The organism is Limibacter armeniacum, from assembly GCF_036880985.1.
GTDB lineage: Bacteria > Bacteroidota > Bacteroidia > Cytophagales > Flammeovirgaceae > Limibacter > Limibacter armeniacum.
Genome location: NZ_JBAJNO010000009.1, coordinates 336,848 through 347,710 on the forward strand (window position 1 = coordinate 336,848; position 10,863 = coordinate 347,710).

Annotated in this window: 12 protein-coding genes; 8 read left to right on the top strand and 4 right to left on the bottom strand. The window is 42.5% G+C overall.

All coding sequences use genetic code 11. The features are described from left to right. Nucleotides 1-9 precede the first annotated feature (9 nt). From V6R21_RS19080 to V6R21_RS19105, 6 genes are all read left to right on the top strand, one after another. Nucleotides 10-330, top strand: a complete 321-nt coding sequence (locus V6R21_RS19080) for a hypothetical protein (RefSeq protein WP_334243683.1) — start codon at nt 10-12, stop codon at nt 328-330. Nucleotides 331-406: 76 nt separating this feature from the next. Continuing rightward, nucleotides 407-826 carry a DUF5675 family protein gene (locus V6R21_RS19085; protein ID WP_334243684.1) on the top strand — a complete coding sequence of 140 codons (420 nt, stop codon included), beginning with the start codon at nt 407-409 and terminating at the stop codon, nt 824-826. A gap of 2 nt (nt 827-828) precedes the next feature. After that, entirely contained in the window at nt 829-1,656 is an 828-nt protein-coding gene (locus V6R21_RS19090) for a hypothetical protein (protein ID WP_334245156.1), read from the top strand. Further along, on the top strand, nt 1,649-2,125 hold the full coding sequence (locus V6R21_RS19095) for a hypothetical protein (RefSeq protein WP_334243686.1): 477 nt from the start codon (nt 1,649-1,651) through the stop codon (nt 2,123-2,125). The genes V6R21_RS19090 and V6R21_RS19095 overlap by 8 nt, the downstream gene beginning before the upstream one ends. Continuing rightward, on the top strand, nt 2,125-3,114 hold the full coding sequence (locus V6R21_RS19100; protein ID WP_334243687.1) for a phage tail protein: 990 nt from the start codon (nt 2,125-2,127) through the stop codon (nt 3,112-3,114). Before V6R21_RS19095 ends, V6R21_RS19100 begins: the two co-directional genes overlap by 1 nt. After that, complete coding sequence (locus V6R21_RS19105; RefSeq protein WP_334243688.1) at nt 3,111-5,258, top strand: fibronectin type III domain-containing protein; 2,148 nt, start codon at nt 3,111-3,113, stop codon at nt 5,256-5,258. Before V6R21_RS19100 ends, V6R21_RS19105 begins: the two co-directional genes overlap by 4 nt. A 286-nt stretch (nt 5,259-5,544) precedes the next feature. Here the strand turns inward: V6R21_RS19105 and V6R21_RS19110 are convergent, their stop codons facing one another. Then, nucleotides 5,545-5,844: a hypothetical protein gene (locus V6R21_RS19110; RefSeq protein WP_334245157.1), complete on the bottom strand. Its 300-nt coding sequence runs from the start codon at nt 5,842-5,844 to the stop codon at nt 5,545-5,547. A 248-nt stretch (nt 5,845-6,092) separates the two neighbouring features. Here V6R21_RS19110 and V6R21_RS19115 point away from each other — a divergent pair, with 248 nt between their 5' ends. Continuing rightward, entirely contained in the window at nt 6,093-6,527 is a 435-nt protein-coding gene (locus V6R21_RS19115; protein WP_334245158.1) for a T9SS type A sorting domain-containing protein, read from the top strand. A 384-nt stretch (nt 6,528-6,911) separates the two neighbouring features. Further along, the gene (locus V6R21_RS19120) at nt 6,912-7,493 is read left to right on the top strand and encodes a hypothetical protein (RefSeq protein WP_334245159.1); all 582 of its coding nucleotides are present in this window, start codon (nt 6,912-6,914) and stop codon (nt 7,491-7,493) included. Nucleotides 7,494-7,929: 436 nt separating this feature from the next. On the opposite strand, the gene V6R21_RS19125 is transcribed toward V6R21_RS19120, so the two are convergent. From V6R21_RS19125 to V6R21_RS19135, 3 genes are all read right to left on the bottom strand, one after another. Beyond that, nucleotides 7,930-8,871, bottom strand: coding sequence for a methylenetetrahydrofolate reductase (locus tag V6R21_RS19125; protein ID WP_334245160.1), 942 nt, complete (start codon nt 8,869-8,871; stop codon nt 7,930-7,932). Nucleotides 8,872-8,914: 43 nt separating this feature from the next. Continuing rightward, on the bottom strand, nt 8,915-9,388 hold the full coding sequence (locus V6R21_RS19130) for a nuclear transport factor 2 family protein (protein ID WP_334245161.1): 474 nt from the start codon (nt 9,386-9,388) through the stop codon (nt 8,915-8,917). Nucleotides 9,389-9,565: 177 nt separating this feature from the next. Next, nucleotides 9,566-10,831, bottom strand: coding sequence for a BaiN/RdsA family NAD(P)/FAD-dependent oxidoreductase (locus tag V6R21_RS19135; protein WP_334245162.1), 1,266 nt, complete (start codon nt 10,829-10,831; stop codon nt 9,566-9,568). Between the last annotated feature and the right edge of the window lie 32 nt (nt 10,832-10,863).

Here is a 10,863-nt window from a genome sequence, read left to right on the forward strand (position 1 = left end):
GATTAAACAATGGGAAAACTGTTCACAATTCTTAAAGCCGTACTTCAGTACGCATGGATCATTGACCTGGTGACTTACCTGGTCAAGTCGGGTAAAAACCTGCTGGAACACAAGGAGCCCCTAAAGGCTGCTGCGGACAAGGTCAAGGAGATTTTCGGGGCACTGGAACTGACACCACAGAATATCCCCAAGGTAGTGGAGACGCTGGAGCTAACCGCCGAAGCTGGCGGGGTGGATGAGCTGCACGAATTCCTGACAGAGGCAAAGGCGGCTGGTATCCTGGATAAGCTCAGGGACATTATCGAGCCTGGTGTGAAGGCGGATGTATAAATGGGTTGGGTAGTATTTGCAGTCGTTGTCGCCTTAGGGGCGGCAGCGACTTTTATCAATCTGAAAAAGTATAGAAATGGCTAAAGGACAAATTCAAGGCGTATTGAAGCGCTTTCCGGATGACGGCAGGCAGGTATTGGGGCGCATGCATGTGTACAGGGGAATTGACCAGGTTTTCAGTACCTGTACGCTGGAGCTTTCCGACAAGGGGAATGCCCGAAACATTAGCTGCATTCCAAGGGGTACGTACAAGGTGGTCCCCCGCCATACCGATGCCAGAGGCTGGCACTACGAGATAAGTGGGGTACCGGGCAGGAGCTTGATCCTGATCCACCCTGGTAACTTCCACAGGGATATCCAAGGGTGTGTGCTATTGGGGACAGACTTCATAGACATAGACGGGGATGGGCACAAGGATGTGGTCAGCTCCCGCAGGCAATGTGATGCCCTATGGGATTGTATCGGTGAAAATGAGTGGACATTGCAAATCATCTAGAAATGGCCAGGACACGAAAGGAAATATACGACGAAATAATAGCTGAAAAGAACCGGGTGCAGCAGCTGGATGTGCTCTCTGATGAGAAGCAGATCAAGGAGGCGCTTTCAGAGATGGCAGAGGTACAGAGCGGTAGCAAGGTGGCAGTATGGAGGCTTTGGCTGTATATCGTGTCCTATTGCATATGGCTTCATGAGCAGGTGTTTGATGCGCACAAGGCAGAGGTAAACACTTTGATTGCCTCTGCCAAGGTGCACACTGCCGGGTGGTATGCCGAACGCATGCTGGAGTATCAGCATGGTGATCTGATTCTTTTGCATCCAGATACTAAACAGCCTTACTATGAGGTAGTGGATGAAAGTAAACAGGTAGTGAAAAGTGTGGCGGTCACGGGACGTGGTTATGCGCTTGTGAAGGTAAAGGGCGTAGCTGGTAGGCTCTCGACAGATGAGGCACAAGGCGCAGAGGCTTACCTTCGGGAGATACAGGAGCCGGGGGCGCAATTGGCACTGATCAACCTGGACTCTGATAAGCTTACCCTGTATGCAGACCTGTACTATGAGCCGGAACTGGATAAGGCTACAGTGGAAGCGGCGGTCCGGTCGGCTGTTGAAACCTATATCTCCGGACTGGACTTTAACGGTATTTTGGCAGTATCCGATCTGGTGGATTATGTGAAGGATGTGGCAGGCGTGCGTGACTTTTATATCACAGTGCTGCGTGCCCGCCCGGATATTGGCACCTATGAGGATGTACAGGCACGGTATTACCCAGCTTCTGGCTGGATGGAACTGGAGGACTACAATGTAACCCCTATAGCTGATGTTTGATATTGACTTCTCTCTGATCACTTACAGGCTTTTGCCTTCCTTTTTGCGGAAAGGGACTTTACTTTCTTGGATTTACCTGCTTGTACATAACATCAAGATACTGACGGCTGACTTTAAGCTGTTCCGCTCACAGGTAAAGGATGAGTTGATATGGGGACGCTCCAAACTGGCAGTGGAAACACTCGCTAGGGAGCGGTTCAATAACCAGAACATATTCCTTGTCACCCAGCTGGTGGAACTGGATGAGTTTCTGGTATTCCCGCCTGAATACCGATCACTTACGCCACTTGTGGCTGAAAAGGGCGTGGCCAAAGTCAAGGTCCGTCCACCTGGAGAGGCAATTGACCTGTTCCGTACTCAACTGACTGTACAGGTACCTGTAGCATTGCAGCCGCAGGAAAATGAAATAAAGGTTTTTCTTTCCCGCTATTTGCATGTAGCTGTGATTTATGAAATCGAGTATATCTAATGAAAAAATTCAATACACCTCCAAAGGGAGCAATCTATAATACTGCTGATTTTGAGCACCTGTATAAGTCTGTAAAGGAACTGGCTGATGCGCTTTCAGGGGTACTCACCGAGAGTGCGGCACCTGTCAGGATTACAGGCGTGGAATGGACAGTGAATGTTTCGAATTATAGCTGTACCGAAGGTTGGCTTTTGTATCAGAATACCATTTATAAGGTGGAAGCATTTTCAGGAACTGCCACTGGTGCACAGGTACCTGTATTCAAGCTACAGACCGTAAATGCAGTTCATGAGCCTCATGACCTTTACGAGGGCTTTAATAAGGTAGGTTCATTCTTTCTCTGTACCGAGGAAAAGCTAAAGCCTGAGTTTGGGGCTGCCGGAACGGGATTGTTTGATTATGATGCCATTATCAAGAACCCTGTAAAGCGAAACAGTGATGCCATTGCGGGACTTCAGGGGCTTTTGCCAGGGATGATTGTGGATTACTATGGCAGTCTTTCAAATTTTAATGGTTCTGGTTTGGGTATTGGCGACATGATTGGCTATGCCCTTTGTAATGGACAAACACATGACCTTCCAAGTGGTCAATTCATAACGCCAGACCTCCGAGGTCGCGTGATTATTGGCAAGGGAGACTCTTCACTTGCTGGTGGAAACCCAGAAGCCAACCTGAATGAATATTTTGAAATAGGGAATGTGGGAGGTTTAAGGGAAGTTATCCTTACCATCAACCAAATGCCTGAGCATAATCATAATGTAGGGAATGGGACTGCCAGTGTCGCACAAGGTGACTTTGGTCTGATTCGTAGGTCTGCCACTACTGATACCAATAGTTGGACGGTTGATGCAGTGGATGCAGAAGGAAAAGGAGTTGAGCCTGATGTAATTACAACGCCAAAATCCATTCCAATGCAAGGAGGTGGGCAAGCTCATGAAAACAGGCAGCCTTATATGGTTTTGGGCAAGGTAATAAAGCTACCACTATGAAGCTAAAGAAACGCACCACAGAAGGAATGAACCTTCTGGATATAGTACTAACCGAAGAGGGAAGCGTTGAGGGGATTGTAAATTTCCTTCAGCGCAATCCTGGTATTAATCCCAATGGGATTATTCCCGCAGGTACTGAGATTGTTGTGGATACGGAGGAAGTCCAGAGCCGTAGTGTGGTGGATTATCTCAAAGGGCGTAACCTTCGGGTGAATACTGGAGATATTGAATCACCTGCATCACCTTCAGAACTTATAGCTGTAGCTACTGCTATCGGTGAAATCACCTTAAGCTGGGCAGATAACAGCCAAGGTTTGTATGGCTTTGAGGTATGGCGTAGGCGTAAGGGAGCATTGGAGTTTACGCTAGTGGAGGAAACGGATGTGGCAGAAGTAGGCTATGTTGATACTGGGCTAGGTCATGGGGTGACTTATGAGTATAAGGTGCGTATTCTTGGCTTTGCTGGAGCTGTTGATTATTCAAATGTGGCAGAGGCTACCACTATTTCTGCGGATTTGGTTATCAATGCCTCAAATCCTGTAGGTATCAGTATAGCTGGTACTGGAGAGTGGAGACATGAAGGCGGCGTTTCTTATTTGTTTGCAACTGCTGGGAAGTCTGCTGTTTCAGGTATTTACCTATGTGATGCGGGTGTGTCTGGTGTGGTGGATGTATCAGATGCTGGTTGGACTTCCTTGGTGTACCTCTGTGTCAATAAGGCTACAAATCTTGATTTGCGTGTAGGTGATTGGATTAATCAGGATGGGGTAACTATTGAAGTGGTGAATAGCTATGTGTTTAAAGACCTTTTAAAACCTTTTATAGCACATGTTAAACAGGTCAATGATGTTGCTGCCAATCCTAACAGAACCTTGGATATTGGTATTATCACTACAGACCCAGCGGAAGATGCAGACCTATTGGCTGATATTGACTACTTGATAGCGAATGGCTGGAATGTGAAGATTGTGTATGATAAGCTTCTGTCTTTTAAAGTTTCTGCTAAAACATTTTTGGACACAAGAGGAAGAGTCACAGATAATGCTGGGGAGGATTTGTGGCTAGTGAATGGGCAAGTGTTTGTTAGTGGGTATGTGAATCAAAATGATGTGGTGGAGGTTTATCATACGGAGCCTGCTAGTTTGATGGATGTTATAATCGACAATATTATTTCAGGTAATATTATTCCAACACAGTCATTGTTAAGTGGATCAAAACTATCAGCTAGAAATAGTTTTGCATCAAAGCAAGTATTATTTAATCTTATATATGAGATAGAAGGACTCAACCCTTTAAATGAATTTACTCTCGATATATTAGCGAGTGAAACAATTGACTTATATGAAGATGGTGATATTCTCAAAAGTGAATTGATAGATGCTGTTAAAGTAATTGACAATCTAAATGTAATTTATCCTAAACTTAGAATAGGTCCTGATTCGGGTTTCTCTGGTTTTAATGCTACTGGCTCTGGGGATTATACTGAAAATGAGAATGTAGCTTGGAAAGAAGGAGATTTTGGGGTGTCGTTTGATGGTAATCAGATACTAAATCAGATAAAATACTTTGAAGTGTTTGACGATGGGTTGGTAGGTATATTTATCCGTAACAACCTCAATATGGAAGGCTGGAAAATATGGAGTACACAGAATACTTTCTCTTTTAATGCTGGTAATACCCCAATTTCAACGGCGGATCAAATTGATTTCTCGAATCAAGTTGCTATAAGTCAAGTTATTTACAATAGTATATATGAGTTTAAAGCCCCATTAGGCTCGACTATAAACGTGCTAAATCTGTTAAATGTAGATTCAGGTATACATTTGGATTTGTCAGATTATGTAATATCTCTCAATGCAGGATTTACATTTAGATATTGTAGTGCCGAACAACTCATTTTTTCTGGAGTAGGGAACAGTATAGGCGCGGTTGTGTGTGACTTCAGGGATTCAAAACTTAGAGGTGTGAATGACTGGTCAGGTGTTACATTGAACAACACGACAATCAGATACCAGAATGCTGACAATGGAGGTTTTCCTTTGGAAATCATTGTAGCGGATGGTTCGACGATTGCCGCTCCGCTGGAGAATAAACCACTGAAAATACGGACTGTTGATGGTACAATACTTTATTCTAATTATTAATATAAAAGCCTCCCGGTTATGGAAGGCTTTTATATTTTTGTGTGATTGTGATAAATTCAGGTACAATTCGATTAGAATTGTGAGTACATTTCGTTTTACCGTTTATAAATGCCTTTAGTAGAAATTCAATTATGATTAAACTATATCTCTAATTGGAAAATAACTTGAACTTAAGTTGCACATTTTGACCTAAAAAAAGCCCTGATAAAAGAAAGTTCTTAAAAGAACTCACTCTTATCAAAGCTTCTTGTTTTGAAATATCTAGTTCAAAAGCATCTAAATTGTTTTACTGAACTTTCTTTTTCTTCTGAACATGCTTGATATATTTTATATCTACCATTGCCAGCTCTTCCTCAAGCTGTTCAACTTTTGGCTTGGGATTATTTTTTGAGGTTTTGCATTTCAAGAAATTTAAAGCTCCCTCTACAGGAGTAAAAGTATAGAAAGTACTTTCTTCACCTTTTATTTCTAGATTAACAAAACCCTGATTGCTCTTTACTTGAACCTGAAGATAACTAAACTCTCCTATTGTCCCTCGACTTTCTCCATCAACCAAAATTTCTAACTCCTGTACATTACCCTTCACACTTTTCTGATAAATAATGACTTGAGAAGCTAATAATATCTGTCAATCATTTTTCAATCAAACCTCAAAAAACTATGTTCAACGCTTCTTTAATTAACAAGGTTAGGTTCCTCTTACTGTTAGGCTTATTCATATGTCCCTTTACACTCTTAAGCCAAACCATAGATAATCAGAATGCCCCCCTAAGAATACGATGTACAGCAACCTCTACTCCTCAAGATGTCTTATACATTATTGATGGGATTCCTTTGGATAAAGGTTCAGAAGACAAAATGCTAAAAGAGTTAAACCCTAACGAGATTGAATCAATCAATGTCCTTAAAAGGGATACACTATCACAGTTTTTTTGTGAAAGAAATATTTACGGGATTATACTTATTACCACCAAAAAAGCAGAAAAAAAGTTAGACTTTGACTTCTCTGAACCTGATCAATCTTCCTCTCTGTCTTTAAAAATTTTCCCAAACCCTTCTCAAAACCACCTTGCTATCTCATCAGAAAATGAAAATTATATTCAACAGATCAAGGTCTTTGATTGGAATGGAAAAACTATACTAGAGAAAGCTTTTAATCAAAGCACTCTTCAGGTAAAAGAGCCTATTGCTAACTGGAAAACGGGCATTTACATTATCGAAATCACTACAGCTTCAGGAGTTAGCAGAAAACATTTTATAAAGGAGTAAAATGCCTTTCTTTACGGTGGGCTTTGCCCATCGTTGGCTTACGCCAATTTTTAGCCTTAAAAGGGTGGTATCAATCCTAATTCAGGTTACTTGAAGCCATAAAGGATCCATTTTTTTGTCCAATTGCTCTAAAAAAATGCAATTCAACACCTCATTGGGACCATTCCTTGGGTTTTCAATGGTTTTTTTGATGAGAACTCCCTATCAAAGACAAGCAACACAAGGCAAAGGCAACGAGCATTTGCCCAACCTCCATTATGGCTGCCAACAAAAATATAAACTAGGCTTTTACCTTACACCATCTCCCACGCTCATTATTTCTTGCACTCCGATATATTCCTATCTTTTTTCTTCTGATAAACCTGCTACCCAAACCTTAGACATATGATCAACCCGAATGTTGAAATCGCAACAATGAAAAGATACCTAGACAAACTGCGGCTGAAACGGGAAGTTATTGAGCTTGACCGCATGAGGCTCTATGTCAAAATCCGCAAGCTGGAGAGCAAATACATGGAGATGGAAGCACAGTACAAGCGATTGGCTGGAGAGTTGGAGTCAGTATCCAAATGCCTGAATGAAGTTGGACAGCTTGCTTGGGAGAGCAAGATAAAATATGAGGCACAGTACCAAAAATGCATGATCAAGCTGTGCAGGATTGAATCCTTTTTCCGCAGCTATCCTGTTATGCTAGCAGAGGAACTGAAGATCAGGGAGCAATCACTAAGATCGCTTTCAGAAAAATTGGAAGTACTTTACGAAGAGGGGCTACAAAAAATGCAGGTGCTTCAAGACGACATACCTGAGACTGTTGACATTGTGGCGCAGTTCAAGGAAATGCCACTTATCAGTGCCCAATCATGGATCAAGTCATTTGCTGAAAGCCTTTTTGTTCCAAAAGCCGAATACGCCCCAATCACTGCTACATTCGGGTTTTTCGCACACATCCCGAAAGCCGCAGGCTGACCTCAGATACATAATCGAATAAAAAATTACATCGGACCTTTATGCGTCACTGCATAACTGAGGGCTGGACAATTATGCCATTTCCACAAGTTCTCCCAAAAGGAGCGATATTTGAGCTTAGGCTCCGCTCAGCCACCGCTATCTGGTTCCTGAGCCGAGCCGAAGGAATTTTGTCACTCGTTTGGATGGGTTGAATAAATAACCGACTTATTCTGCCTTTTCAGAGCAAATTCCTGAAAGGACAAAATATGTCAGCGATAGACTTTGGTCCATCGTCATGTAGATAATCTTTTCAGCCCTGAAAGGGAGGCAATCCATCACTCACGTCACATACGGAAGCGCCTTCAGTTTACCCCAATAAAAAAAAGCCTTTTGGAAAAACAGTCAGCTATTCTCCCAAAAGGCTTTGCACATATATTTTTTTCGAATGGTTTGGCTATATCCTCTCCACTTCACCATACTTTTTATCCATCATTGCTTTTACATCTTCCAGCAGTTGGATAGATGCCTCGATCTCACTCTTTCGGATCGCTACACTTTCAATATTGAACCCGATTGGAATATTCTTTTCAATGGCATAATCCAAGAGTTCATCAGCGATCTTGCGGCTAACATCCAATGATTTCTCTAAAGGATCATCTGCATATTTCAGCTCCTTGTACAGCCATTTTGGAATGTCTATTCCCAACCATTGCATAAACTCCAACGTCTTGAAAGACCCACATGGCGTCAAGGTAAAAATGATTGGCATTGCGGGCAATTGCTGTTTTTGTATATAGTAAAAATAATCTGCCAACAAGTTTTTGGCGTGGGTCAAACTATATACACACTGAGAAACAAAAAAGCGACAACCTTTGGCAGTCTTGTACAAGATCCTCATGTGCTCATCTTCCTTTTTGTCGTGCCTCTCTGGAATGGTCACCCCTCCCAAAACTACATCCGCTTCAGCGTCTTTAGCGACCTGATATGCTTGGCTTAACGAAAACGGCGTCTGCTGATCCTTAGATGGCGCACCTACAAATACTGAAAAAGTATCCGTCCCTCTCGATTCCTCAATCCAATTTTCAAAGTCAGACTGTGAATAGTTCCCTACACTTCGGTACACTATTTTGGGGATCTCCAATTCGGTAAGGTACTCGTCTGCATATATCTGAGGAGAAAGCGTTCGCAGATAAGGAAATGGTCTAGGCATATCCGTTCTTGAAGATTCATCCTGAATATCATACAGAATCAGTCCATCAATTGGTTTCCCTCTTAACCTGTCCATCTGCTTGGCTGCTATTTCTTTGAACTTTTCAGGGTCATTGTTCAATTTTGGAGGTGTAATTCCATAAAACAGCAGTCCTGCTTCTCTATTTAAGATCTTGTCCTTCAGCATTCAGTTCTTCGTTTTTGTATTCTCATTCTGCCCATGATTCAGTTCATTGACAGTTCTCCTTATGTCTTGTATCGGTCACTTGCAATATGAGCCATTTCCCGTCCAGTTTTACAAGCTGAAAAGCATTGACACCACAATGTGAGATGTTTTCTCCCAATTTGAATGTATAAGGTGTCCAAACGCTAGCCAACTCTCCGTCAATCCTGACATCGTAGTCATGAATTACTTCATTGTAAATCTCCTCGTGTGGAGTTCCAATGGCTGTCAGAAACTTTTCTACACTTCCTGTATGCAATTTTATGGTACCTTCTTTGGCTACCACTGTTTGCATGCGGGCATCAGGGTGAAACGTTTTTCCTACAGCAGTACTGTCAGCTGCTCTCATCCCGTCAAAAAGTTGTTGAATCACTGCGACCACTTCTTTTTCAGCTTCGCTCTTCGATTCCTGAGCAAAAATATTCATCGTTGCAGCACCCCATATCAAAACTGACAGTAAAAATGCAATGTGATTTTTCATTTTGGTAATGTTTTATTGAAAAATAATTTGACACGGGGCAAAAATATCAACAACTCTGCAAAATAATGTGTGATTTTATATAAATGTGTCAATAAATATGAAGAGCGGAAAAATAAGAGGGGGAATAGAAACAAGCCTTGCCACAGTCAAGCGTATGGCAAGGCTTTCACAAAAAGTTTATTGGGCTTGGTCTTTCGCAGCTGAAGTACCTGCCACAAACCCAGTGGTCCAAGCAGCCTGAAAGTTAAAACCTCCTGTAATACCATCAATGTCCATTACCTCACCTGCAAAGTGAAGTCCTTTCACCACACGGCTTTCCATTGTTTTCACATCAATATCAGCTAAGCTAACTCCGCCACACGTCACAAACTCTTCCTTAAAGGTCGTCTTTCCGCTTACGGTATACTCATCCGTCAATAAGGTTACAACTATTTTGTTCCAATCCTTCTTCGACAAGTCTGCCCATCTTTTCTCTTCACTGATTTCCATTCTCTCAATCAGGTAAGCCCATAACCTTTTAGGCAGCTCAAATGGATTTCTGTTGCCAACTTTTCTAGGACCAAATTCTTGTCTGACTTTTTGAAGGTGTGCCCTGAAAGGCTCCTCTTTCCATTCAGGTAACCAATTGATGGAAGCCTTGAACTGGTACTGCTTATCTGCCAGCTCTCTGGCGCCCCATGCCGAAAGCCTAAGGATTGCAGGTCCGCTCATTCCCCAGTGAGTAATCAGCAAAGGTCCTTCTGACTCAAGCTTTGTCCCTAACACTTTTACTTTGGCGTTGGGAACTGCCACCCCCATCAATTCACGCACCTTTTCAGTTGGCATGTTGAACGTAAACAGAGAAGGAACAGGCTTTTCAATCGCATGCCCCAACTCCTTCAGCCAATTTAGCCCTGCCTCTTTGGGGCTACCTCCAGTGGTTACTATCACTTTGTCGGCAAAAATCCGCTCACTTCCTCCTTTTACAGACAACCATATCCCTCCTTCTTCAGATGGCAGAATTTCCTGTACTTCTTGGCGCGTCTTAACCGTTACACCTAAGTTTCTAGCTTCCTTCTGAAGACAGTCAATAATGGTTTGGGAGTTATCCGTTACGGGGAACATCCTTCCATCATCTTCTGTCTTTAGTGTTACTCCTCGGTCCTCAAACCATTGAATAGTGTCTGTGGTCATAAATTTCCCGAAAGCTTTCTTCAAGAACTTCTCGCCTCGTGGGTAACGTCTTGACAGGTCTACTGGCTTGAAGCAGGAATGGGTCACATTGCAACGACCACCTCCTGACACTTTCACTTTTGCCAGCAAATTGGATGACTTCTCCAATATGGTCACTTGTGCATTTCCTGTTGAAGCGGCTGAAATGGCTGCAAAATAGCCTGCAGCTCCACCTCCAATTACATATATCTTCACCTTATATAATTCTGTTGTATCAATAATGAGTCGCAAATTTACATACAATTTAAGACTTGAAGAGAAAT

Bases quoted from the DNA above. Each gene is read 5' to 3' on its own strand.
- V6R21_RS19100 (WP_334243687.1), top strand. From the start codon at position 2,125: ATGAAAAAATTCAATACACCTCCAAAGGGAGCAATCTATAATACTGCT.
- V6R21_RS19125 (WP_334245160.1), bottom strand. From the start codon at position 8,871: ATGCTGAAGGACAAGATCTTAAATAGAGAAGCAGGACTGCTGTTTTAT.
- V6R21_RS19090 (WP_334245156.1), top strand. From the start codon at position 829: ATGGCCAGGACACGAAAGGAAATATACGACGAAATAATAGCTGAAAAG.
- V6R21_RS19120 (WP_334245159.1), top strand. From the start codon at position 6,912: ATGATCAACCCGAATGTTGAAATCGCAACAATGAAAAGATACCTAGAC.
- V6R21_RS19105 (WP_334243688.1), top strand. From the start codon at position 3,111: ATGAAGCTAAAGAAACGCACCACAGAAGGAATGAACCTTCTGGATATA.
- V6R21_RS19130 (WP_334245161.1), bottom strand. From the start codon at position 9,388: ATGAAAAATCACATTGCATTTTTACTGTCAGTTTTGATATGGGGTGCT.
- V6R21_RS19085 (WP_334243684.1), top strand. From the start codon at position 407: ATGGCTAAAGGACAAATTCAAGGCGTATTGAAGCGCTTTCCGGATGAC.
- V6R21_RS19095 (WP_334243686.1), top strand. From the start codon at position 1,649: ATGTTTGATATTGACTTCTCTCTGATCACTTACAGGCTTTTGCCTTCC.
- V6R21_RS19080 (WP_334243683.1), top strand. From the start codon at position 10: ATGGGAAAACTGTTCACAATTCTTAAAGCCGTACTTCAGTACGCATGG.